Source organism: Nocardioides convexus (assembly GCF_011090295.1).
On the sequence record NZ_JAAMYA010000001.1, the window covers coordinates 3,466,968 to 3,490,797 of the forward strand.

Consider the following 23,830-nt stretch of genomic DNA (forward strand, 5'->3'; position numbering starts at 1 on the left):
CTAACGCATCTGCCGAGCCCGATGGCGAGGTGTCACTTCTTCGTCTCGGTGAGGTAGGCCAGCAGCATCCGCTCCAGCAGATCGCTCGCCGCCGCGAGCCTGCCCGGCCCGTTCCCCATCTTCTGCCAGCACCGCGACGGTCGCCTTGATCCCATCGAAAGCCCCCACGAGCACGGTGGCGAGAGCAGCTGCATCCACGTCGGCCCGCACGTCACCCATGGATTGAGCCTCGCCGACTAGGCCAGCCACGAAGTCGACCCAACGCTGATTGAGCAGCGCGGCGTGCGGTCGCGCCGTGGGCACTTCGGCCAGCGAGTTGGTAAGCCGACTGACGGCCCAGGCGTCTGGATGGGTGACGTGCAAGTCCAGCATGGCGGCCGTCAGCCCGCGCAGGCGCGCAAGACCTGGCCTCGTCACCGCCACCTTCTCGCGCACGGCAGCCAGCCACTGATCATGCTTCCGCTCCAAGACTGCGAGAGCCAAGGCTTCCTTGCCGTCGAAGTAGAAGTAGACCGCTCCCTTGGTCATCCCAGTCGCCGCGATCAGATCAGCCATCCGCGCTCGATCGAAGCCGACGTCGGCGAAGACCTCGGCGACGCGATCGAGGATCTGGGCCCGGGAGGCAGTGCCTTTGGGGGTTCGTCCGACCTCGTCTTTCGGCTCTCGAGGAGCGACTTGACCCACGGGGGACTTGCGCGATGGAGACACAGGAGTCATCCTACCGAACAGAACATACCAACTATGCGGTTTTTAGGAGTAGAAGTGCGTGGACCTGCCGTCTTGATCACGGGTGCCTCATCGGGCATCGGGCGAGCCTTCGCGGAACGCCACGCGGCGTACGGGGCAGAGCCTGGTGCTGGTCGCGCGCCGCGAAGCGCGCCTGAAGGATCTCGCGGCGAGCCTGAGTGCTCGCTACGGAAGTGCGATCGACGTGATCCCAGCCGACCTCTCCACCGCGGACGGGGCTGCGAAACTCGCCGGCGCCCTCGCCACCCGCCAGATCGAGGTCGGAACGCTGATCAACAACGCGGGCGTCGGAGATCACGGCGATGTCGTGACGGGCAACCCAAGCTTCCCTCGTCGCACAGATCACCCTCAACGTCAGCAAGCTTGACCGAACTCACCGCCCGCCTGCTGCCGGCAATGGTCGAGCGCGGCGAGGGCCAAGTCATCAACGTCGCAAGCACCGCGGCCTTTCAGCCTGTGCCACACATGGCCGTGTACGCCGCCACGAAGGCCTACGTCTTGTCCTTCACCCGAGCGCTGTGGGCAGAGACCCGCGGAACTGGCGTCAAGGTCTTGGCCCTGTGCCCCGGAGCGACCGACACCGAGTTCTTCGACATCGTCGGCGAGGCTGCGTCGGTCGGAAACCGCCGCAGCCCAGAGCAGGTCGTATCTACCGCCGAACGCGCCATCCGGCGTGACCGACCCAGTGTCGTGGACGGAAAGCGGAACGCTGCATTGGCTCACGTCGCAACCCGACTTCCCGAACGCATCGCCATCAGTGCGGCCGAGCGCTCCGTACGGCCGTGACTCAACAACAAACAACCCCAAACGAGGAGAGCCAGTCATGCACATTCACCACTTCGCCCGATCGGCCGCTCAGGCCGTGAACGCCCACGACGTCGACTCCGTCGTAGCCCTCTGGGCCGAACCCGCCCGCTACGACTCTCCTCTCACCGGGCCCCAGAACGGCATCGCCGCGCTCCGCGAGCGCGAGATCGCTCTCTTCGGCGGCTTCAGCGACCTCACCGCGACCTGCACCCCCTTGGGGCAGGAGGGAAACACAGGCGCCATGCTCGTGCGGTTCGTCGGAACCCATGACGGGAACTACGCGGGAATCGCCCCGACGGGACGTGCCGTGAACCTCGAGATGGTGGCCATCGTCGAGTTCGATGACGACGGGCGGGTCATCGCAGAGAGGGTCATGTTGGACAGCGCCGCAGTGATCCGGCAGACTCGCCGGTTGAGCCTTCGGCGCAAAGCACAAGGCGGCCCGGGTGCCGATTTTCTCGACTCTTCGTGCACGAGGACGAAGGGGTGCGCTCGTCTGTGAGTTTGCGTGCGACGGGTAGGCTCTTCGGGAGATCGAGGACAGGGTGAAGCAGTTCGACGAGGGCGACAAAGAGCGGCAGTGGGGCGGGCCGACTGCACCCGACATCGATTGGCAGAGACCGACTGCCAGTGGAGTTAGTCGAAACCGGACGCTCGCCCTAGAATCAGATGTCAAGATTTGATAGGATGAAGGTACGCATGAATGTTAGTCCTCCAGATTCCGGTCGAGCGTCATCAATCCCACGTGGGTCATCCGGCATGCTGCGACGTCCGCGAAGGGCAGTGATCAATCAATGACCGCAGTTCGTGTGGACATCCCGAGCCCTCGCGGTGGCCCAATTCGCGCGAGGGTGGTTGACGCCGGGGCGCGCCTCTGGGTGCTGTCCCACGGGATCTTCGTGGACAAGTCCGAGAACGGGCGATTCGAGCGTCTGGCGCCCTTGCTGGAAGGCGCCGGGATTTCGTCCGCGGCATTCGATCTTCCCGGACACGGGCAAAGTGCCACGCCCAGCAGTGAAGCCAATGTCGAGGCAATGGTGTGGTCACTCGTTGATGTATTGAGGTGGGCGCGAGGCCGGTCTGAAAGCGTTGGGCTCGTCTCTTCGTCCTTTTCGGGTGCAGTCACATCGCTGGCGTGGCCGCTGATCCGGGATCTTGTCAACGATCAACTCGTCATGATCAACCCGGTTCTTCGCTTCGACGACACCTTCGTCAAGCCAACCCAGCCTGAGATGGCGGCCATGTTCAATGACAGCACCTTTGAGCAGGCGAGCCGGCTGGGAAGCCTTCCGACCGGTCCCGCATTTCGAAATGAGTCGGGAAATGTTGCTCGAATTCCGTCTCATGGACGTTGCGCGAGCCTACGGACGGATCGACCGTCCTCACTTGATCTTCCACGGAGATGCGGACGAGTTGATCCCGTATGAGTCCACGCGAGAGGTGGCGAAGCGGAATCCATTCGCAACGTGGGTTCGAGTTGAAGGCGGCGTACATGCATTTACCCAGAGCGGTCATGAGTCGACCGTTTGGGATCAAGTCCTTCGGCAGGTCTAGTTGCTCAGGCTCCGTCGCGGCAAGCATCATCGCAGCCGCACTCTGGTTCTTGGGCGGTGCCGCCGCCTTTGTGACTGTCACGTGGCTTGTTGCGCGACATCAAAGTGCGTTCCACAAGTTCACTGGGTTTGCCCCTCGTTCAAAGGCTCGACTCCGAGTTGTCTACGGATTGGTGGTCGACCCGACTACTGGACACCGCTTCGCTCACGAGGGAGACATCTCTTCGATCGCCTCTGCTCTACACTTTCTGAGCCTCCGGCGACGTGGATCAATTTCAACCGTCTGTTCGACGACCGCGCGGCCTGATTTTCGCACTTGGCGTGAACTACTAGCAATCAGTGGTCCCGTGTGGAATGACGTGTCGAGAGACCTGATCATGAGCTCCCCGTTCGATGTTGCCTTCCAGACTATTGCGCGCCACGGAGCGACCGACGACGCACTGGTCGCCAAGGGCAGCGACGGCGCCAGTTTTGCGTCCTTGACCACTTTGCGTGACGCCGACGGCCGACCTCGCACCTGCTACGGGATAGTGCAAGTCACGCATGAGGGAGGATCGCGCGCCGCATCCATCCGCCACCGAGTCGTCGTTGCCGGCGTGTCGACGCTCGGTACGTTCGGGGCCCTGCGTTGGCTCGAAGAACTGGCGGATGTGGATGTACTTCCCGAACATCACGTCGGACATGCAAACGGAACTCGAGATCGTTTTGCGATCGTCAGGGTCACCGATACTTCACCAGACGGTTTTTTCACTTATGGGTCGAACTCACTGGCGCCCACGTTCTTGGCGATCGAGCTTCTCCATCTGGAAGCGGGCAGGCTCTGTGTTCCCGGAGCCCACGTTGTGGCATCGCGCACTCTGGTACGTGAAGGGCAGGCTGCTCGGTGAAGTTTGAAGGAGTCACTGCCGTTATCCCAGGCTTTGCAATGAAGCAAAGACGGTCGGCTCTGTCGTCGGTGAGTTGTGCTCCTCGGGCCTGTTCCGAGGAGGTTCTCGTCGTTGATAGCCTTTCAGAAGATGCTACGTCCGAAGTGGCGCGGGATGCTGGGGCCCGCGTTGTGCGCGCGCGCCAATCCGGCCTGGGAGCGGCGATGGCCGCTGGGGTGAACGCCAGTACGACTGATCGCATCTTTCGAACTGACGCGGACATCTCCGATTGGGATTTTGGAAAGATCGCCGAGGTCGCGACTGGTGGATCTGACCTGATGCGTGGAGTCTTTGACTCCCCGTACGATGACTTCCCGGTCACGCGGTTGGTAGCGGAAAACATCTGCGCTGTGATATTCCCAGGGCTCAAGTTGCCGCCGAGATGTCTCTCCGGCACCTATGCCTTCTCGCGGTCGAAGTTCCCGCCGCCGACGTATCCCCCCCGGATGGGCGTTTGATATTGCGCTGGTGCTCGCAGCCGTACGCAGCGGCTGGACAATCAGCAACGTCGATATCGGCACTCTCGTCGACCGCCCACGGCCTATCGAGCATTATGTGCCGATGGCGCGAGACATCGTCAAGTACGTGGTGGATTTGGGTCGATGATCACAGACCCGCGAGAGGTTGCGGTCCGCTATCCGCGCGCCCAGTTCGGCAACTCCCCCGCGTGGGCGACTACTGCGATCTAGGTGGTGAGAGTTTCCAACTTGGTCGATCGCAGGCTCCACGGCTGGCGGTTTTCGGCGACGGTTGCACTGTCGGGTCGTTCACCTTTGTCGGCCGCGGAACGACCATCGGCGACTACTTGCGCGCGGACGCCCATAAGCTACGTGGGTGAAGACTGCATCATTGGAGATCGTGTTGTGGTCGAATACGGCGCCAGAATTTACGACGACTGCAGAATCGGAAATGATGTGCAAGTTGGTGGCTTCATCTGTAATGGTGTCGTTGTAGGTCACGGATCGGTGGTCCAAGGGTCCCTAGTCCACGCGCGCTCTGTCGGTGGACACCTCGGCCCCCTGTCGTCGGCGCCGGCGTACTTGTGGGCACGGGATCAATCGTCGTCGGTCAGGCTCAACGTCGGGGACGGAGCCGTTATCGCCGCTGGCTCGGTCTTGGTCCAAGATGCGGAGCCGGGCCTTCTATATGCCGGCGTCCCGGCCGTCGTAAAGGGATCGGCGCGCTGGATCTAGGGCTTGGCTGTAGCGCGAGCCAGGCAGGGGCAGCGAGGGCGGGCCTCCTGCTCATCGGCCCTTGCGGAACACGAGGTCAGTCGTAGGCACCGTCCTGTCGTCCTGGCAGCGCGCGCCGGCTCTCAATACCGATGAAGAAGGTCCCGCCGAGCAGCAGCGCGGCCAAAGAGATGGCCATCCACTCGCCGCCTGCGCCGACCGCGGCGTACGGCGGGCGCAGGGCCACCCAGGCGACCATCACTACGAGCATGGGCGCCCAGTACCAGATCCTGAGCAGCGAGACGAAGACTGCCGATACCCCGAGGAAGCCAACTACGACCGACGCTCCGGCGACGGTCCAGCCAATCAGGACCAAGGCGAGGGCGACCGGCAGTGCGACCACGACTGCCGCAATCAGGCGGACAGTGGGCACAAAGGTTGATGATCGCCTGCCGAGAACAGTGAGACCCGGAGTCCGGTCGACGAGCGGATAGCCGAGTGCCGTTGCGGTGAGAACCGGGAGCACATGGACCGTCGTGATCCTGTTGTGCACTATGCTCAGATTGAGCGAAGCATCGCCGGCAACCACAGCGATACCAGCCAGCACGACGGAGACGCCGAGTGCGGTCCCGAGCCCCCAGGCACGGTAGACGGCCAGCGTCCGTCTAACCCAATCCATCCGGCATCCGAATGGCCGCGAAGTCACACTTCGCGAGCCTGGCGGTAGGTGGTCCGCACCCACTCCTCTTGTGCCTCGCTTGGCCGGGTCAGCCACGCACGATCCCCGTCATCTTTGCCCGGCTTGAGCAGCCCAGCACGCACCTGAATCCAGCGCCCGAGTAGGTGTCGGGCATCGAAGGGAACGGCTTCGACGTCGTCACCGGTATCGGCGGCGCACTCCGCCGGCGTGACCAGCGTTCGGGTCACCGAGTCATCGCCGACTACCCGAGCGGACTCATCCTTAGTCCACATGAGCACGACGCCGTCCCCGCGCCGTTCCGACCCATGTGGCGACGCCGAGAAGCGCTGGGGAACCGGCGCACCGATCTCGACGAGGGCGCTGGCCTGGGCGTGGGCCTTCTCGGCGAGGTCGTCGAGCGGACGCGGGACCTCCCGAAGCACGCAGACCTCCGGCGCGCTACCCGCACAGGTGACAGCGGGATCCGCGACAATCGCGTAGCGGGCATCGTTGTCACCCGGCGTCAGCACCCAGCCGAGGGCAAGGATGGCAACCGCGGCCGCCGCCACGAGCTTGCGCGGCAAGGTCGCCAGCAGCAGCCGGGGATGGACGGCGGCAAGCACCACGCCAGCGATACCGACGGCCGCTACCCCCGGGCCAAACACCGGACCCGCGACGAACCTCTCTCCCGCGAGCGTGCCGGTCACGCCACCCGTAACGAAGAAGGTCGGAAGGGGGCCGTTCACGGTCCACAAGAAGAGCAGGAACACGAAGACTGCCGCGAGGGGTGCAGTCCAGGGCCGCCCGGCCGCATACCCGAAGGCCGCACCGATGGCGGTCTGGGCTCCAAGCACGGCGAAGGCGGGCAGCAGTATCCAGATGTACTGCGGATACGCCGGGGCGCCTGCGAGGTTGGCCGCGGTCGTGGTGCCGAGGACGACCAGAAGCAGCGCGAGGCATCCGAGCGCCCATGTGGTCACTAGCGGCTGGAGCCAGCGTAGCCAGTCACGAGGACCCTGCATGAGAATCTCGCTCACCGCCGACGACCGCAGGCGTGCGTACGCCAGCGCTGCCGCGCCAGCGAGAACCGGCCCGATGAGCAGCGTCGATCCGGCAGCCATGTCGAGCGCCTGTTTCCAAGACCCGATCCACGAATCTGCCCGCCCCAGCACGCATCCGATTCCCGCGGCAAGCATCGCTGCGAACTCGAGCGCGACCGTACGGCGACTCCCAATCCAGGTGAGTGCGTGCCTCAACTCAGCCTGCCCCGCTCGATGATGGCCAGGAACGCGGCCTCGGCCGACTTCTCGGCGCCTCCGTAGGTGCTGACGAAGTCCGACATGCCGCCGTCGTAGAGCAACTCACCCTCGTCGAGGACCGCCACCCGATCGGCCATCATGGCGACGTCCTCCATGACGTGACTGCTGAGGATGGTGGCGGCTTCGGACCCGAGGCCAGCCACGATGCCGCGCAGCGCAGCACGCTGCGCTGGATCAAGGCCGGTGGTCGGCTCGTCAAGGAGCAGGACGTCTGGATCGGTAACAAGCGCAACGGCAAGCGCGAGTCGGCGGTTCATGCCTCCGGACAACTGGCCGACGCGGTGCGATGCCTTGGACGTGAGTCCAACACGCTCTAGCAGTTCGGGGTTGCGACGTGACGCCGTCGACGAGGGCACGCCACGGATCCAACTGGCGTATCCCAAGGCATCCGAGACTCGGAGCTCGCGCGGCAGATCGAGTCTGCTGCGGCATGTAGCCGATTCGCGCAATCACCTTCCGGCGAGCCCTGCCGTACAGGGCGGTTTGGTCGATGCTTACGGCGCCCGCCTCAGGGCGCCGACATCCCGCAAGCGTTCGAAGTAGCGTCGACTTACCAGCCCCGTTCACGCCGACCAGCCCGCATACACCGGACTCCACCGCGAACTCATCGACATTGACCACTGGGGGTGCGTTGCGCCCGTAGGAGCAACGCACCCCCAGTGCTGCGATGCTCACGTCAGAGGTTGAACGGCGAGTACGGCTTGCGGCTGCAGGGGTCGCCGCTGAAGTTCTGGTCTTCACACACCTTGTAGTAGACCCGCCCCTGGCTGGCACGTCGGTGGGAATAGTCGTCCGCGTCGTACTGGTCGACCCAGGAGCCGCTGCTGTCGCGGGCACTCTGGTCCTCGCCGTTGGGGTAGCCCCACTGCTCGCCGTACTGGCCGGCAGGCTCCTTGTAGCTGTAGACTCGACTCGGTGTAGACGGCGTCGCCGCCCGCGCGGGGGTCCCGGTAGAAGGTGTGGTTCTTGAGGTACGTGTTCTTCGTGTAGGCGGTGCCGTAGGCCAGCGCCTGCTTGGCGTCGTCCTCCCACGCGATCAACGGACTGGTCTTGGAGTACCAGTCGTCCGTCGCAGCGAACGCCTTCGGCGCGAAGGTCAGGATGAAGAGACCCGACACCAGAGCCACCAAGAGTGTGGCGATCGACCGGTTCTGGACGTGCATGGAGCCCCCTGAGAAAGACAATGTCCGACGCTGGACTATGAGGTCTCCACCGAAGTGTTGTCAACAGTTGCTCACCGAATGTGAGGATGTGGCAATTTTCAACTTTCCGGATACATGAAACACCGCCCGATGCTCGACCCATTCGGCGCGCGGCCTCATGTGCGCCGAGCGTCGAGTCAACTGCGGCAGACGCCCCCGATGCCGGGAACCGCGGGCAGGCCAACGCCAGACCGGGACGCCCTTGACAACGTATCGCTATTCGATAGTATCGAAGAACGATACTCAACCTCGGGGGTAGACACATGAACAAAGCTCGCTCGATCTGCGGCAGAGGCATCGCTGCGACTGGTCGCGATCGCGTGCGTCGCGATGGCAGCACTGTGGGTGCTGGGCTACAACGGCGCGCACATCATCGATCCGGACTTCGCCGCCGGGACCGACGACCTCGTGACGGCGCCATCACTGAGGAGCCTGGGGTGCACTGCCGTCGGCTCCGATCGCGTTGTCGGACCGCGAGGACAACGACGCGCTCTCCGACGTCTCCCGAGACCTCGGTGCGATGGACGGCGGTATCGAGCCGCGCGGCTACGCCGAAGTGTCGTTCGGTCCGCGACTCCAGTTCTTCACTCCTCCCGCAGGCGAGCGCTGGGCGTACGTCATCATCCATGCCGCTACCTGGCTCGGCATTGCGGCCGTGGCGTGGCTCCTGGCTGGCGTCGCCCGCCGCCGAGGTGGGTCACCCTTCACGTCATCGAACGCTCGCCGGCTGACACTCGCGGGCGGTGTCCTCGGCATCGGCAGCATCGTCAGTTCGGTTGGTCAGCATGTGGTGCTCGGCCGCATGATCGCTTCCTCGACCGTCGCCGACCGAGTTGACCAGATCGGATACGACCTGTTCTCGCTGCCGTGGGGCGGGATCGCCGCAGGCGGAGCCCTGCTTGCGATCGCCCACGTGTGGCGACGAGGGGTCGCACTTGAGCAAGACGTGAAGGGCCTCGTGTGAGCCGCAAGAATGGAGGCGAGGACGCCGACAGCGAGGGAGACCTCAGCCTGCACCGCGTCCAGTGTCACCTAGATGCGCTGCTTGACGAGCGTGGAATCACGCTCACCGAACTGGCCGACCGAGTCGGGGTCACGAGGGTCAATCTCTCCGTGCTCAAGAACAACCGTGCCAATGCGATCCGGTTCTCGACCCTGACTGCGATCTGCGATGCGCTCGGGTGCGATGTCGGCGATCTGCTCAGCATCGAGCGATAGCGGCTAGCCATCGGCCCCCACCAGCAGTTGGCTCACGCCATGCAAGTCATCATCGCGATCGGCGGATTCGTAGCGCCGTGGGTGCTCGTCTACCGGCATAGCGGGGCGGCAACGGGACTCGGCTCAGAGACCTCTGCCCTCGGGCTGGCGACTTCGCTGACCACGCGCCGGCTATCGTCGACGCCGGTCTACGCGGGTGCTGCCGTCCTCTGGGCGTTCCCTGCCATCCTCACCGGCGCAGGACCGCTTGGCGCAGGACTTGGCGTTGTGTATCGGGCTCATCACGATTGCCTTAGCAGCGCTGCTGCGGCGCGACCTGCGCACCTGAGCGGTGTCGATCCCTATTCGTGCTGACGGCGGTGCTTTGATACCGCATCGACGTAAGCCGTTACGACCTCGCCGCAGACCACGCAGCGGTACTCGTGTGGCGAGATCTGCCGGAAGCATCGAGGGCGCCCGTTCGACGGACAGTCGACGTTGGGACACCAATCCACAGCAACCGTCGGGTCGGGAGCGTCAACGTCATGGATGCTCCCGTCATCAACGAACTCGACACCCACAACCAGCCTGTGTCCCGCATTCGGTGCAGGCTCCGGGAGTCGACGCAGCCACGGGGAGCAGGCTACCGGCAACCGATCACTACTCTCGGCGCTTTTGCCGCGTGACGTGCCACGCTCCGGGATGTCCTTCATAGCAGGGATGGATGGACGTCACGGGCCAGCCTTTGCGCTGTAGAAACACCAGCGCGGCCTGCGCCGTCCGACGGTTGGGGTAGGGGACTTTGGTGCACACGGGCGCCTCCACGGACATGGATATCGAGTGGAGTGGCGCCCTGCCACATCGGCAGACGACACAGCGGCGGTTCGCAACAATGCGCTCGGCTCACCCGCATTCCAAGGTCCACGGAGCCGAAGGGACAACGTCAGGGTAGCGCGGCGCGGGAGATTGCGGCCAAGGCGAATCGAGTGAGACGGTCGCCCAATGGCGCAGAAGATCATCACCCTGCTCGAGGACGACATTGACGGCGGCGAGGCTGCCGAGACCGTGACATTCGCTCTCGATGGCGCGACCTACGAGATCGATCTCAACGACGAGAACGCGGCGAAGCCTGCGTGGTGCTCTCTCCTCCTACGTCGAGCAGGCCCGGCGGGTTTCTGGCGCTCCTGCTCGAGCCAAGCGCAAGTCGACGAGTGGACCGAGCGCGAGTGAGATCCGAGAGTGGGCGAGCGGTCAGGGGCTCGACGTGCCTGCTCGCGGCCGGATTCCGGCCAGTGTTCGCGACGCGTACGGGGCCGCGCACTGACCTGAAGAGCCTAGCGAACGCACACTGCGTGGGCGCCAGCGGTCGTATCGTCGAAGCATGGCGGAGTCTTGGGCATCGAGTGATGCGGTGCGTCGGACGATGCAGGGAAATCGCGGACGCGATACGTCAGCCGAACTGGCGATCCGCCGGTTAGTCCATGCGCGAGGGCTGCGGTATCGGGTCAACTACCGACCCGAATCGACGCTCAGGCGCACGGGTGACCTGGTCTTCACCAAGGTGCGGGTCGTCGTGTTGGTCGACGGTTGCTACTGGCACGGCTGTCCAGAGCACTTCGTTCCGCCCGTGCGCAATCGTGACTTTTGGAGCTCCAAGATTGAACGCAATCGGGAGCGTGACGCCGAGACGACCGCCGAGTCCACAAAGCGCGGCTGGCGGGTTCTCCGATTCTGGGAGCACGAGTCGCCTGAGCGGGTCGCCGCTGCAATCGAGTCGGCCGTGCGAGCGCGACCCAACCGCTGACGCGAGTCGAGTCCGCGCCGGCAGCCTGCATCTGGAGGGTCAGCAAGGTCACCGCTTCACCTCGCCGTTTCTCCCAGCCACGGTGCCTCGTCCTGACTAGTGTGTACGCTCATGGTGACTGTGTCCGCTGTGGATCTCTTCTCCGGGGCAGGTGGGCTCTCTCTCGGTCTTCAGCAAGGCTGGCGTACGAGTTGCTGGCGGCGTTGACCTCGACCCGGCGTGCGAGTACCCCTACACCGAGAACATCAACGCGAAGTTCCTTCTTCGCGATGTCAGCGACGTGGAGGGCGCGGACGTCGAGCGATTGTGGGGGCGCGCGAAGTTCCGCTTGCTCGCCGGATGCGCGCCGTGTCAGCCCTTCTCAAGCCATCGACGTGGCGCCGACACCAGACTCCGAGAACAACTGGAACCTACTCGAGCAGTTCGCTCGCCTCGTCGAGGAGACGGGGCCGGACTTCGTGACCATGGAGAACGTGCCCCGGCTCCGGCGTCTGTCGGTCTTCGCAGAGTTTGTGGCGTCGCTGCGTAGGCTCCGGCTACGTCGTCGACCATCGAACGCTCTATGGCCCGGATTTCGGCCTGCCCCAGCAGCGCAGACGGCTGGTGCTTGTGGCCTCGCGACTGGGGCACATCGCGTTGCCGCAGGGCAATGTGGACCGAGGAGACGATGCCACGACGGTACGGCGGACGATCGCCGACCTTCCTAAGGCTGCAGAGCGGCGAGACAGACTCTGGCGACCCGCTCCACGCGGCTCGCAAAGCTCTCGCCGACCAACCTCGCACGCATGCGGGCGTCACGCCCCGGCGGCACGTGGAGAGACTGGCCCGAGGATCTACTCGCTCCGTGCCACCGCAAGGAGAGCGGCAGGAGCCTTCGGCGCCTTCTACGGACGGATGGTCTGGGATGAGCCGTCGCCGACTATCACCACTCAGGCGTTCAACTTTGGGACTGGACGGTTCGGGCATCCCGAGCAGGACCGGAGCCTGACGCTCCGCGAAGCCGCCATGTTGCAGGGCTTTCCCCGCACCTACAAGTTCGTCCCTCCTGGCGAGAAGGTGTCGATGCAGGCGGTAGGACGCCTGATCGGCAACGCGGTCCCCCCGGCGTTCGGACGAGTTTGTCGGTGACGTCATCGTGCGCGCGGCACGGAAAGCCGACGCCGCATGATGTGACGGACACCTCGAGGGAGCATGTCTTCGTATGTCAGAATCCCATCCTGACCTACGAGGAGGCAGTGGTGGACGAGGTTGCTGAGAGCCCGGAGGAGGCGCACCCCTTCGAGATGAAGGCGAGCATGTCCGTGCTGGAGGCGTTGGGCATCAACCTCTACAGCAATGCCGCCGCGGTCATCTCGGAGATGGTCGCCAACGCGTGGGACGCCGAAGCGGGGCTGGTGCAGATCAAGTGGGATCCCGACGCCGACGAAGCCGAGATCGAGATCTGGGACGACGGCACAGGCATGACGCAGGATCAGCCTGAACGAGCGATTCCTGACGGTCGGCTATCCCAAGCGTCATACCGAGGGAGGTGTCAGCGGCACGCTGTCGCGCCCCTTCATGGGGCGTAAGGGGATCGGCAAGTCTGTCGGTCTTCTCGATCGCCCGGGTGGTCGAGGTGCATTCCGCTCGGGACGGCGAACGGAACGCGCTACGGATTGACGTGGACGACCTTCGGGCGAAAATTGCAGAAAACAAGCCGTACCACCCTGACCCGATCAAGCCGACAGATGACCTCGGCAAGCACGGCACGATCATCAGATTGTCGTCGCTCAAGCGGCAGCGGCTCGACATGGCGATCGCGGGTCTGCGGAAGCGGGTCGCTCGCCGTTTCGACGTATTGTCCCTGACAGTGCCCGGTGACGATAAGACCCCGCCGTTGGTGCGCATCCAGACCTTGATCAGGGATGCCCGCAACCGGCTTGAAGGGGAATTGAGCGCCGAGGAGCGCACGGAGGTGCAAGGCGAGCTCCAGAATACCTTCTACGTCACGATCAATGGCGATCCCATCGGCTTCCACGACCGCGTGGAACTCAAGAAACTTGAGTACATCTGGGAGTTCGGAGGCGAGGTCGTCCCGGCGGAGAACCTTGCGGATGATGTCAAGCGAACCGTCATCCCCGATACAGTGCCCGGCGACTCGACCTGGAAGGTCACCGGCTGGTTCGGCACCGTCGCCAAGCCCGATCAGGCTCGTCGAGGACAAGGAGGCGGGCTCGCTCAAGAACATCATCATTCTGTCGCGCGGCCGGCCGATCCAGGAAGGCATCATTGAGCGGCTTGATTTCAGCCGCGTGTTCGTCAGCTACTTGACTGGACAGATCCGTGCCGATTTCCTGGACGAAGATCTGCTGGATGACATTGCGACCAGTGATCGGCAGCGGCTGATGGAGGACGACCCTCGCGTCGAGGCGCTCCGGAAGTTCATCCGCGACGCGGTGTTGAAGGCATCTGACCAGTGGTCGGACTGGCGGCCCAAGAAAAAGGCGAAGGAAGTCCTCGCTAACAACACAGCCGTAAAGGAGTGGATCGAGGGACTTCCCAAGTATCAGCGAGGTCCTGCAACCAAGTTGATGGGCACAATCGAGGCTCTTTCGATCCCTGAGAGCAGCGACGCGGCCAAGGACAAGAAGCGCTTGTTCCAGTCCGGGATTGTGGCGTTTGCAAGAATCGGGCTTCGTGAGGATCTCGACCGGATCAACTTGCTGACCACGATGAAAAGCGAAGACGTGCTGCACGCGTTGGGGACACTCGATGACTACGAATCTGCGTTGTACCTCGATTTAATCCGCGCCCGGATGGAGACGGTCGAGAGTTTCAACTCCGATGTTGAAGAAAACGTACTGGAGAAGGTCCTGCAGACCAGTCTCCATAAGAACCTTTGGCTCTTGGATCCGGCGTGGGATCGGGTATCGCAGGATGCACAAATGGAAGAACGCGTATTCGAGGCCGCCAAGAGGATGGGTGCACCCCGCCCGGCCGAGGATCCGCTAAAGCGATTCGATCTTCGATACTGCAACGTTCAGAATCGTCATGTAGTTATTGAGCTCAAGCGGCCCAAGGTTCGTCCTGATATCGACGTCCTGTACGACCAAGGACATTCCTACGTCACGGCGCTTCAGAAGATCTTGGATGACACTGGCCGCGGAAGTGAGCCATTCGAAGTGATCTTTGTGGTTGGCGAGCAACCGTCGGCAAAGAAGGTCCCCCCGGACGCAAGGTCGAAGACTATTCGCGCGACCGCGTCGCGGAGATCAACGGCCGGGTTTTTCGGTACCAGGAGTTGATCCACCAGGCGCGCGCTCAATACGCGCACTACCTGGAGGCGAACAAGAATGTCACCGATCTGAACAAGGTTCTTGACGCGCTTGCGTGAAGGCTTCTGATTTGTTCAAGGCCGCGAGAACCGATCACGCCCAAAATTTCTGGAATCAATCACTCGAGTGCGTCAAATGCTTGCGCAGAAGGCCAAGGCTGATCGGGGAACAGTGAGACCAACTGAACTCGACGAGAGTCAATGGAGAGACCTGTTGGAGGGGCTTGCCACGGCCGAGTATTCCTTGGTGCTGGGGGCCGGTGCCAGGCTTGGGATGTACGAACGGCTTGGGGGAACAACTGCTAGGAGGAGCCGGACTCCGCGATCGGCTGCTTGACCACTACAAGATCCCCGGCGGCCATGACCAGTCGCTGCGCCGGTGTACGACGTAGTTCTAAGTGAGGCGGGGAGTCGCGGGGTCCCGTTCGCCTGCCGAGGTCATCAGGCCGTGGTTCACCGGTTGCTCCGTAGGCTGATTGGTATGCACACCTCGTCACGGTTCCGTGGCGCGTAATCTGGAACCTCAACATCGACGATGTTGTTACGAACGCCTACCGCAAGGTCTTTCGTAGTCGGGCTCGACAAGAACTCAAAGTCGCTGCTTGGGAGGACCCATGGACTGCGCGTCGCGATCCCCTGGATAAGGTGCGGATGGTTCACCTGCATGGCGCCGCTTCGAACGGTCCGCTCGTATTCGGTTCACTCGAATACCTGTCGGCAGCGGCCAGCGGTGGCGCCGCGCACAAGATCTTCTCCGATGAGTGGGTAGACGGGGTTCCGACGGTGGTCGTCGGTGCCTCGCTGGACGACGAACTGGATCTGGCTAGGCCACTGCTCGGGGATGCCGCCGATTCTTCTCGGCCGTCTATCATCGTCAAGCCGACGTTCACCGAATTCGAAGAATTCCGGTTAAGGCAAGCCGGGCTAATCCCCGTCCGCATGGAAGCCAAAGGGTTCTTTCAAGCAGTAAATGACGAATGGGAGAGCACACTTTCCTTGATCGCGTCGGCTCAGGTTCCCGGAACAGAGGGGCTGAATCCGTTGGCGTTGTCTTTTCTGCGATCGTTTCGTAAGCCCGCTGACGTCACCGACCGTTGGCATGACCTTTACGCCGGTGATGAGCCGTCGTGGGGCGACCTTCGCCGCGGTCTCGATGCCCCACGTGCTATCCAGCACATACCAAAGATGGCTGACGTGAAGCCAACAAGCGGTCTGCGGGTTCTGGCGTTTCACGGGGAGTTGAGCGGTACGACGACGGCGGAGATGCGGTTCCTCGAAGATGCGGTCGGTTCCGGATTCGACGTGCTTGAGTATTGCGGCGACGGGATGTTTGATCCGAGGTCTATCCATTGGATGGCGAAACAGGGTGCGCGTAGGCTTTGCTGCGGGTCCCGCGAATCGACGAGTTCGCTGACGCCGCCGGCGAGCCTAGAGGAACTGTGCGCGGACTCGGGTACGCCGGTCGTGTTGGTTTCGAGCATCCGTTCATCCCGTTTGCCCGCCCTCCAGTTGCATCTTGGCGATGCGCTTCGGCCGATCCGTGTTTCTGACCGCCTGGCGCCACGAGAAATTGCCACGCTCCTTGAGACCCTGAGCCGAAATAATCGCCTCAACGTGCTTCTCGATTTGGATGAAGAGGAGCGCATAGAATTTTTGCTAAGACCCACAAGGCGTCGCTCGTTGACGGCCTCGCTGCTGTCACACGGGGTCGGACCTTCTCTGCCAGGTATGTCGAGGCCTACGAGGAGGTGACCGTACCGACCGCGCGAAGGATCTTGGACATCGTCCTTCTCGCCAGCGAGGCGCGTGTGGAGTTGAGCGCGGGAGTCCTCGCGCGAGCGGCAGCCTGTAACGGCAAGCGACCTGCGGGCGCAGGCTGAGCGTTGCGCCACTGCAGCGCCTCATCCACGCCGGTCCCCGCGGGGGGGTTGCCGCACGGCACTGGGGTTTGGCGGCTCGAGCGTCGAGTCAGGTGCTTACGGCAGACCGACGGTACGTGGCGACAGTGGATTTGGTCTCGGCTGCGGCGCCCTACGTCCACCCCACCACCATCTCCCAGAGGACGCGGGAGGTCTCTCTTGTTGCCAAGGCTGATGGACGCGCAGCGGGTCGTGGCCTCGTTCGGAAGGGAGCGAGTCGCGACCTTTTACGAGGAACTGGAGTCGATCTTTTCTTGGAACTCTCGTTTCTGGGAGCAGCGAGCTCTCGCGGAACTCGAGGCTTCACGTCCTCGGTATGAGCGAGCAGAGGCGTGGGCCCGAGAGGCGGTGAGCCGACATGAGGATGGGCTCAGCCTAAATACTCTCGCAACGGTCTTGTTGAGACGCTCGGTCGCCACGGCGCAGCCTTGATGAGGACACATTCTTTGACGGGCTCAATGCGGTGGATCAAGCCCGTCGTGCCTCCGCCAACCGGGTCACGGAGCACCCCTATGTCACGGCGTTTTCGTACCTACGTCGTGGACGCCGCCTCGCGAGGGACGCGTCACTGAGTGGCCGGATCGACCAGGTGTTCAACTTTTGGCGACTCGAGGTTGAGACAAGTCTGGCTTGGGCTCAGGCGAGCAAGCGACGGGATCTGGAAGGCCTGATTCGGCAGTACTTGCGGGAAGTTGAGTGAAGTCGACTCGAGCGCGGGGTCAGGGCGCGTCTCGCAGCCGGGCGCCGACTGGGCGCCTAGCGTTCGGCGGCTAGAACGACTATGGACGCACGGTCCGGGCAAGGGATGAGGTGCTCCGATATTCGCGGCGAGTCGACCGCGGACCAAGCGTTGCTACAGCGTCTCGCCCTTGAGAACCCGCTGCGCCAAGTCGACGGCTTTCTCGGGCGATCCGTCCGGATGGAGAAGGTAACGCAGCGGACCGTCGACCGTTCGTCTCTCGTCGGCCTGATATAGGCCAACTAACCACCCTTGATGGTCCTCGCGCCGCCAAGCCAGGGTGTCTTCTTGGTCGGTGAATAGAAGGTAGTAGCCACCATCAAGGATGACTTCGAGGGCGGCGCACATTCCTCCGGTTTGAATGAACTCTCCGCCGAGGCCCACCGCGTCGAGAGCGTCAAGAACGTCGCGGTACTGCTCAGCGCCTGATGCCACGGTCTCGTCGTAGTTCAATTCGCCCTCTCTTTCCTGTACCTGCGCACATTGCCCGGACTTCGAATGGAGCCTTCCAAGCCGGCAGAAGTAGAAGTTCCTATTCCAAAGCCTAACAGAGTAGTTGCACGCGGTTGCGTCGTGAGTTGGTTGTCAATATCAAGTTGCGCCAGCCGTCTGGTATGAGAGTGGTGAGCCAGAAGTGCACCGGCGTCTGACCAAAGTTGTTCGCAACTGGCGCAGGCCACAATCGTCCCAAACAACTACGGGCTCAATCTCGCGGTAGTGGCCGCCGTCGGCGACGACTGTATAGAAGTCTCTGCCTCCGCAGAGACAACCGTCTATGAACTCGCCGGAGTCGCTCACTTTGATATTCGAGCCACCCATTTCGTCTACTTGACTTTTCACGTGGTGTTTCCTGCATGGTTGATATCTCCATTGCCTCGTTGTTGGTGCTCGCGGGAATACTCTCGATCGCGACCTGAGCCCCAAGCGGGCGACTACCAATCGGATAACCGGTACTCGGCAGTATTGGACGGGTAGAGCACCAATTCTCCCTTCTCCATTCCGAATGAAGCGAGCCCGTACATCTCATTGCCTTCTTCGTCGATGCTAAGAAAGATCTTAGACTTTAGGTGTGAGCCTTCTCTTGTTTGACTACGTCGAGAAGATCCTCAAGTGTTAGTGCTTTGCGTTTGGTTGCCATGATGACTCCTATCCTTATTTGGTTGCCATGAAGACACTATGCAATTGGCGTGGACCAATGTAAATGGAGAAATTGTTGTAGAAAGGCGCTCAATACTTTGTTCTACGGGGATGGCTGTATCTCAGTTGGCGCCGTCCGTCAGGAGCGCGGCTCGCTTTAGCGCTTGTTGGACAGCCTGTCGACTGCAGCCGTAGTGCCGACCGATCTGGGCGTTGTTCCAGCCTTCAGGCTTTGCGAGCCAGGAGGTCTGCGTGATCGGCTGGCGCGATGGCGGCGGGCCGCGCGCGAATCGCGACACCCCGGACGCGGAGTTGGTTCAGGACCGTCTGGTCGTCGATGCCGTAGCGGCGGGCGAGGGTGCCGGCAGTGAAGCCTTCTTGGTACTCCGAGGCGATCTTGGCCCAGGTTGGTTCGCTCAGGCGGCGCTGGGCTTGGCGGCGGCCTGTGGGCACGTCGAGGGCTGGATCTCGGGCGTAGGCATTGGGGTCAGCGAGGATCTGCGCCGCCTGAGCCCATACGGAGTGATTCCACAGTTGGGTCAGTTGGCCCGCCAGCAAAAGCCCCCGTCGAGACTCGTCTCGGCGGGGGGCTTTGTCATGCGACGTGTCGAGCGAGTTTCCAGATGTGACATCAATTGATCGAACTTCCCGGAAATCAAAGACACGTTCGAGCGGTCGGTGCGAGAGTCACGCCTGCAGTTGTTCCCGGGTCGGCTGTCGACCTCGGGCTATCGGAGGAAGTGGGCTGCTCGTGGTGCCTGTCGTTCGTCGTCGTCTTGGTCTGGGAACGCTCGGCCTCGCGGTCGCCTTGTCGGCGGTTGCCGTTCAGCCCGTCGTGTCGCCGGTGGCGGTTCCCCCTGCGGCGGCGGAGCCCGCTCGCAAGGTGGATGTGTCGCCGCGGAGCGACGCGGTGGCGGCGATGGTCGCGGCTCAGTCGGCGGGCCAGCGGGTCGAGGACCTGTCGCAGGGTGATGCGTTCACGCAGGTGTTCGCGAACCCGGACGGCACCTGGACGACGGAGTCCGCTTCCGAGCCGGTGCGGGCCCAGGACGAGAAGGGCGAGTGGGCGCCGATCGACCTGACGCTGGTCAAGGTCGGCGGCCGGTTGGTGCCGAAGAACGCGCCCGGTGAGTCTGTCCTTGTCGGCGGGTGGGGACAAGGTCTTCGCCGATGTCGTTCCGGACGACGGTCCCGGTGGCGCGGGCAAGGTGTCGTGGTCCTGGCCGAGCGAGCTTGCCGGAGCCGGTGCTGGACGGTGCGTCGGCGACGTATCGCGATGTGGTTGCTGGTGGTGGTGACCTGGTGGTCACGGCCACGGCGTCGGGCTTCACGCACAACGTGGTGCTCGAGGAGCGGCCGAAGGCGGGCGCGGACGGCAAGGTCGCGCCGGTCGGTCTCACGATCCCGGTCACGACGCCGGGTGCGGAGGTCCGCACGAACGCCGCGGGCGGCGTCGAGATCACGACCAGCGCCAAGGGCCACGAGGTCGTGGCAGCAGCGCCGCGGCCGATCATGTGGGACTCCTCTGCCCCGGGGCCGCAGGACGTCAGCGCGACGGCGACCTCGGGTGACCCGTCTGTCGAGCCGGTGAGCGCGAGCGTGGTCGACACCGCGGCCGGCGGTCGGCTGGTGCTCAAGCCGGACATGGCGTTCCTGACGGACCCGGACACGGTCTACCCGGTCACCGTGGACCCACAGTTCACGCTCTACTCGAACGCGGACACCTGGGTGAGCAGCAACTTCCCCTCGGGCCAGGGCAGGCTCGTCGGTTCTCCGGGCCGGCACGGCGGACGGCACCAGCCCGGCGCGCTCCTTCCTGAAGTTCCCCGGTGACGCGACGTGGAACGGCTCCCAGATCCGTGGCGCGGTGCTGAAGCCTGTGGAACTTCCAGTCGGGCACCTGCAGCGCGGGCGCGATCCGTGCGTCCCGCATCACGGCCTCGTGGGCGCCGAGCACGTTGACCTGGAGCAACCAGCCGGTCGCGACCGCGACCGACCAGGCGCAGTACTCGCCCGCTCACGGTGCGACCGGCTGTGCTGCTGACGAAGCGCAGTGGAACGTCACGAACATCGTGCAGTCGTGGGCGGACGGGTCGGCGGCGAACTACGGCTTGCGTCTGGCGGCGTACACCGAGACGAACCCCAACACCTGGCGCGGGTACTGGTCCGCCGACTCCAGCGGCGGCATCCAGAAGCCCCGCCTGATCGTGACCTACAACCGCTACCCCTCGACCCCGACCTCGCTGCAGGTCGCACCGAGCCCGGACGGGTCACACGTCAGGCTCGACCACGCCGACCCTGTCGGCCGTGGTCACCGACCCCGACGGCGGGCAGGTCGCCGGCTACTTCGAGGTCAAGCAGGGCAGCACCGTCATCTGGTCCGGCACCAGCGCGATGGTGGCCTCCGGTGGCACCGCGAGTGTCGAGGTCCCGTCGGGCAAAGCCTGACCGACGGCGGCCAGTACACCGTCACAGTCCGGGGAGAGGACGGTGTCGCCGCGCGCAGCAAGACGGCAGCGTCGACGAATGTCACGGTCGACACGAACGTTCCTGATGTGATCGTGACCTCGAACGTCTTCACCAACGGCACCTGGACCAACACGCTGCCCAGCAGTGCGACCACCACCCTCAACGGCAGCGCCGACACCACCGCCTTCCTGGTCGACTACGACGGCGTCAAGGCCAACATCAAGGCCAACGCTTCCGGCGACGCGACGATGCCCTACGCACCCACCCCTGGCTGGCACGTTCTCGCGGTTACCCCGATCGACACCGCAGGCAACTACGGCACCCCGGTCACGTTCAGCCACGGTGTCGGCGCGGCGAGCTTTCACCACGCCATACCAGTGGACCCCCTCCACGGCGTCGTTCCCCATCGACCTCTCATCACGACCTTCGGCGACCGGCGCGAAGCCTGCAGTGGCGTCTTGCCGGGCAGACGACCTGGACCAACGCCGCGAAGGTCAAGAAGGTTGACGGCACCGACTGGACCGGCACGGTCACCGCAGGTATCGGACGATCCACCACCGGCGCATTGATCTGGAACGCTACTGATGAGACGAGCGAGACTGCGCCGCTCATCACGGCACCGTCGCTGCTCGAGATCCGGGGCTGCTTCCAATACTCAGGCTCAGCAGACTCCTGCTCAGCCGTCACCTACGTCGGCCTCTTCGGCTCCGCGTTCGGCGAGAAGTTCCCGACCGCGAGACTAGGGCCCGCCCAGGTCGCGCTGCTCAACGGCGAAGCGATGATCTCCGAAACCGACGCAGTCGACGCCAAGGCGGCCATTGGTCGCACCTACTCCAGCCTGTCCGACGGAACCATCTCGGATGGTGTCTTTGGGCCTGGTTGGTCAGACCCAACGATCCTCAGCGCCAACTCTGACACCGCTGCATCGATCATCGACAATCGGTCGAAAGACGGCACATTCGTCGTCGTCAATGCCGATGGCGGTTCCCAGACCTTCACGGCGACCACCGGTGGCGTCTTCACTCCACTGGAGCCGACTGGCGACGCTACCAAGCTCACTTTCGCGGCGGGCACCGGTGGCGGCCTCGACACCCTCACGCTCTCGCGCCCCCTGGGAACGGGAACCGTAGTCACCACGTGGGAGTGGAAGACCTCCGACACCGGTGACGCCCCGGAGTGGACGGTCAAGGAAACCGACCCGCCCGGGACCGGTAACGACATGGCGGTCAACAGCACCGGGCAACGGCCCACCTTCGTCCGCGTGTCCGATCCATCAGCCTTCCTCGACCTGTAACGGCACCACCCAGACTGAGGGCTGCCGCGGCCTTAGCATCACCTACACCGGGTCGGGCAGGCTCTACCAGAGTTAGCAAGGTCGAACGCATCATCGGCGCTACCAGCCCCGGCGCTGTCGCCTCGAAGACCCTCGCCAACTACACTTACACCTCGGGTAAGGCTCACCAAGGTCTGCGGGCTTGACCCCGACGGCGCAGGTATAGCGGCTCCTCTGTGTACCGAGTACACCTACACAACGGTCGCTAGCCGCACCCTGCTCGCCACCCTCAAGCCGGCGGGCCTCACCGAGTGGCGCTTCACCTACGACCCGATCGGTCGGCTCCTCAACGTCAAGCGACAACTTCCCGGCACAAGCGGCGGAGACGCAACTTGGGCAATTGACTACAACCTCAGTCTGACCAGCGCCGGCCTGCCTGACATGAGCGCGACCAAGGCTCGCCGAGTGGGGTCAGTCCGTCGCTCCGACAAGCTGTATACGCGGTGTACGCCGACGGTACTGGGGCGACTGACGTGTCGAAGGCTGAACTGTTCTACACGGACCGTGCTGGCAGAGTCATCAACACCGCAACCTCCGGTCCGAGCGGATGGCTGATGACCGCAGTCTGGCTCGATGCACGCGGAAACCCCGTGCAGAACCTTGACCCCACAGGCTGGGCCCGTGTTCAGGCCGCGCCGCTTGCGGACCGCCCTCAAGTCGCGATCGAGGCGTCGTCCTTTAACGTCTACAACACCTGGGGTGATGCCGCGAGTGTCGGTACGCGCCTCGTAGACGAATATGGACCGTCCCACACCGCGTCTTTGAGGAGCGGGACGGTCGGCAATTACCGGAGTCACACCGCCTACGTTTACGACGACACCCCCGGCGTTGACAGCGCCCTGCTGGCCGGGCGCCCGGGCAGCAGCCCGCTTGGGCTGGTCGTCAAAGAGACGACAAAGCTCCGCCGCCTCAGACCTGAGCGACGACCACGACGCCAAGATCACCACTTACGGCTACGCTCCTCGCGTTACGGGAGACGGTGACGGTTGGGTGCTGGGTAAGCCTACGTCTACCTCCGTCAGCCTCGATGCCAGCACGTGGTCGACCGAAATCACTCGGTTCAACTCCGACGGCGACGTCGTGGAGGTTCGCCAGCCCGGGGGCAGCGCGGACTCCGCTGGCGCCGGGAGCGACGCTCACTCCACTGTCACCCATCTTTATACCGCCGGCGGCACCGGAGTATGTGGTGGAAAGCCGCAGTGGGCCGGCTTGGTGTGCCAGGAGGGGCCGGCTGCACAGCCTACGGGCAGGCTCGGTTCCGGTCAAGCACGTGATGCAATACGACGCTGATCTCGCGCCGACGCTGATAGAGGAGCGAAGTGGTGGAGCAGTCGTCCGGTCCACCTCCGTCACCTACGACGATGCTCACCGAATGGTTCAGGTGGTTAACGAGACCTCCGGGGCAGCCCGAACGGACCGTAAGCAAACTGACTATTCATACTCTCCTGGCTCCGGTCTGCTCGCGACCAAAGCGTCGGATGGGCAGCAAGTTTCACTGGCATACGATGGGTGGG

Annotated in this window: 23 protein-coding genes and 2 pseudogenes; 18 read left to right on the forward strand and 7 right to left on the reverse strand. The window is 63.6% G+C overall.

From position 1 onward, the window contains the following. Complete coding sequence (locus G5V59_RS25900; protein WP_278258416.1) at positions 1–717, reverse strand: TetR/AcrR family transcriptional regulator; 717 nt, start codon at positions 715–717, stop codon at positions 1–3. 73 nt (positions 718–790) lie between these two features. On the opposite strand from G5V59_RS25900, the gene G5V59_RS25905 reads away from it, so the two are divergent. The 5 genes from G5V59_RS25905 (at position 791) to G5V59_RS25925 (ending at position 3,994) form a co-directional block, all read left to right on the forward strand. After that, on the forward strand, positions 791–1,114 hold the full coding sequence (locus G5V59_RS25905; protein WP_278258417.1) for an SDR family NAD(P)-dependent oxidoreductase: 324 nt from the start codon (positions 791–793) through the stop codon (positions 1,112–1,114). Then, positions 1,111–1,533, forward strand: coding sequence for an SDR family NAD(P)-dependent oxidoreductase (locus tag G5V59_RS25910; protein ID WP_278258418.1), 423 nt, complete (start codon positions 1,111–1,113; stop codon positions 1,531–1,533). The genes G5V59_RS25905 and G5V59_RS25910 overlap by 4 nt, the downstream gene beginning before the upstream one ends. Positions 1,534–1,570: 37 nt before the next feature. Beyond that, positions 1,571–2,056: an ester cyclase gene (locus tag G5V59_RS25915; RefSeq protein ID WP_278258419.1), complete on the forward strand. Its 486-nt coding sequence runs from the start codon at positions 1,571–1,573 to the stop codon at positions 2,054–2,056. Between the two features lie 292 nt (positions 2,057–2,348). Continuing rightward, complete coding sequence (locus tag G5V59_RS25920; RefSeq protein WP_278258420.1) at positions 2,349–2,981, forward strand: alpha/beta hydrolase; 633 nt, start codon at positions 2,349–2,351, stop codon at positions 2,979–2,981. Between the two features lie 473 nt (positions 2,982–3,454). Then, positions 3,455–3,994, forward strand: coding sequence for a hypothetical protein (locus G5V59_RS25925; RefSeq protein WP_278258421.1), 540 nt, complete (start codon positions 3,455–3,457; stop codon positions 3,992–3,994). A gap of 1,308 nt (positions 3,995–5,302) precedes the next feature. On the opposite strand, the gene G5V59_RS25930 is transcribed toward G5V59_RS25925, so the two are convergent. From G5V59_RS25930 to G5V59_RS25950, 5 genes and pseudogenes are all read right to left on the reverse strand, one after another. Next, positions 5,303–5,812 (reverse strand): hypothetical protein, encoded by a 510-nt coding sequence (locus G5V59_RS25930; RefSeq protein WP_278258422.1) that lies wholly within the window; start codon positions 5,810–5,812, stop codon positions 5,303–5,305. Between the two features lie 95 nt (positions 5,813–5,907). After that, positions 5,908–7,080, reverse strand: coding sequence for a hypothetical protein (locus G5V59_RS25935; protein ID WP_278258423.1), 1,173 nt, complete (start codon positions 7,078–7,080; stop codon positions 5,908–5,910). A gap of 56 nt (positions 7,081–7,136) precedes the next feature. After that, on the reverse strand, positions 7,137–7,652 hold the full coding sequence (locus tag G5V59_RS25940) for an ATP-binding cassette domain-containing protein (protein ID WP_278258424.1): 516 nt from the start codon (positions 7,650–7,652) through the stop codon (positions 7,137–7,139). Continuing rightward, positions 7,630–8,040 (reverse strand): annotated as a pseudogene (locus G5V59_RS25945) (ATP-binding cassette domain-containing protein); the annotation flags it as partial. The pseudogene G5V59_RS25945 and the gene G5V59_RS25940, both read right to left, overlap by 23 nt. After that, positions 7,941–8,330, reverse strand: a complete 390-nt coding sequence (locus G5V59_RS25950) for a hypothetical protein (RefSeq protein ID WP_278258425.1) — start codon at positions 8,328–8,330, stop codon at positions 7,941–7,943. The gene G5V59_RS25950 and the pseudogene G5V59_RS25945, both read right to left, overlap by 100 nt. 538 nt (positions 8,331–8,868) lie before the next feature. Between G5V59_RS25950 and G5V59_RS25955 the strand changes: the two genes are divergently transcribed. From G5V59_RS25955 to G5V59_RS25995, 9 genes and pseudogenes are all read left to right on the forward strand, one after another. Next, on the forward strand, positions 8,869–9,369 hold the full coding sequence (locus G5V59_RS25955; protein ID WP_278258426.1) for a hypothetical protein: 501 nt from the start codon (positions 8,869–8,871) through the stop codon (positions 9,367–9,369). After that, positions 9,366–9,623, forward strand: coding sequence for a helix-turn-helix domain-containing protein (locus G5V59_RS25960; protein ID WP_341351040.1), 258 nt, complete (start codon positions 9,366–9,368; stop codon positions 9,621–9,623). The genes G5V59_RS25955 and G5V59_RS25960 overlap by 4 nt, the downstream gene beginning before the upstream one ends. A gap of 981 nt (positions 9,624–10,604) precedes the next feature. Next, positions 10,605–10,926 (forward strand): annotated as a pseudogene (locus G5V59_RS25965) (Lsr2 family protein). 57 nt (positions 10,927–10,983) lie between these two features. Then, complete coding sequence (locus G5V59_RS25970; protein ID WP_278258427.1) at positions 10,984–11,406, forward strand: very short patch repair endonuclease; 423 nt, start codon at positions 10,984–10,986, stop codon at positions 11,404–11,406. Positions 11,407–11,916: 510 nt separating this feature from the next. Further along, positions 11,917–12,534 carry a DNA cytosine methyltransferase gene (locus G5V59_RS25975; protein WP_278258428.1) on the forward strand — a complete coding sequence of 206 codons (618 nt, stop codon included), beginning with the start codon at positions 11,917–11,919 and terminating at the stop codon, positions 12,532–12,534. A gap of 41 nt (positions 12,535–12,575) precedes the next feature. After that, positions 12,576–12,974, forward strand: coding sequence for an ATP-binding protein (locus tag G5V59_RS25980; protein ID WP_278258429.1), 399 nt, complete (start codon positions 12,576–12,578; stop codon positions 12,972–12,974). A gap of 38 nt (positions 12,975–13,012) precedes the next feature. Continuing rightward, complete coding sequence (locus G5V59_RS25985; RefSeq protein ID WP_278258430.1) at positions 13,013–13,678, forward strand: hypothetical protein; 666 nt, start codon at positions 13,013–13,015, stop codon at positions 13,676–13,678. 19 nt (positions 13,679–13,697) lie between these two features. Further along, the gene (locus tag G5V59_RS25990; protein ID WP_278258431.1) at positions 13,698–14,690 is read left to right on the forward strand and encodes a hypothetical protein; all 993 of its coding nucleotides are present in this window, start codon (positions 13,698–13,700) and stop codon (positions 14,688–14,690) included. A gap of 680 nt (positions 14,691–15,370) precedes the next feature. Next, positions 15,371–16,471, forward strand: a complete 1,101-nt coding sequence (locus G5V59_RS25995) for a hypothetical protein (RefSeq protein WP_278258432.1) — start codon at positions 15,371–15,373, stop codon at positions 16,469–16,471. 1,020 nt (positions 16,472–17,491) lie between these two features. Here G5V59_RS25995 and G5V59_RS26000 read toward each other — a convergent pair. Beyond that, on the reverse strand, positions 17,492–17,830 hold the full coding sequence (locus tag G5V59_RS26000) for a hypothetical protein (protein ID WP_278258433.1): 339 nt from the start codon (positions 17,828–17,830) through the stop codon (positions 17,492–17,494). Between the two features lie 936 nt (positions 17,831–18,766). Here G5V59_RS26000 and G5V59_RS26005 point away from each other — a divergent pair. From G5V59_RS26005 to G5V59_RS26020, 4 genes are all read left to right on the forward strand, one after another. Beyond that, a complete protein-coding gene (locus G5V59_RS26005) occupies positions 18,767–19,153 on the forward strand; it encodes a hypothetical protein (protein ID WP_278258434.1) in 387 nt (128 codons plus the stop codon). Between the two features lie 531 nt (positions 19,154–19,684). Then, positions 19,685–20,347 carry a hypothetical protein gene (locus tag G5V59_RS26010; RefSeq protein WP_278258435.1) on the forward strand — a complete coding sequence of 221 codons (663 nt, stop codon included), beginning with the start codon at positions 19,685–19,687 and terminating at the stop codon, positions 20,345–20,347. Positions 20,348–20,391: 44 nt separating this feature from the next. Continuing rightward, the gene (locus G5V59_RS26015; RefSeq protein ID WP_278260060.1) at positions 20,392–21,552 is read left to right on the forward strand and encodes a DNRLRE domain-containing protein; all 1,161 of its coding nucleotides are present in this window, start codon (positions 20,392–20,394) and stop codon (positions 21,550–21,552) included. Next, entirely contained in the window at positions 21,549–22,277 is a 729-nt protein-coding gene (locus tag G5V59_RS26020; RefSeq protein ID WP_278258436.1) for a hypothetical protein, read from the forward strand. Before G5V59_RS26015 ends, G5V59_RS26020 begins: the two co-directional genes overlap by 4 nt. Positions 22,278–23,830: the final 1,553 nt, after the last annotated feature.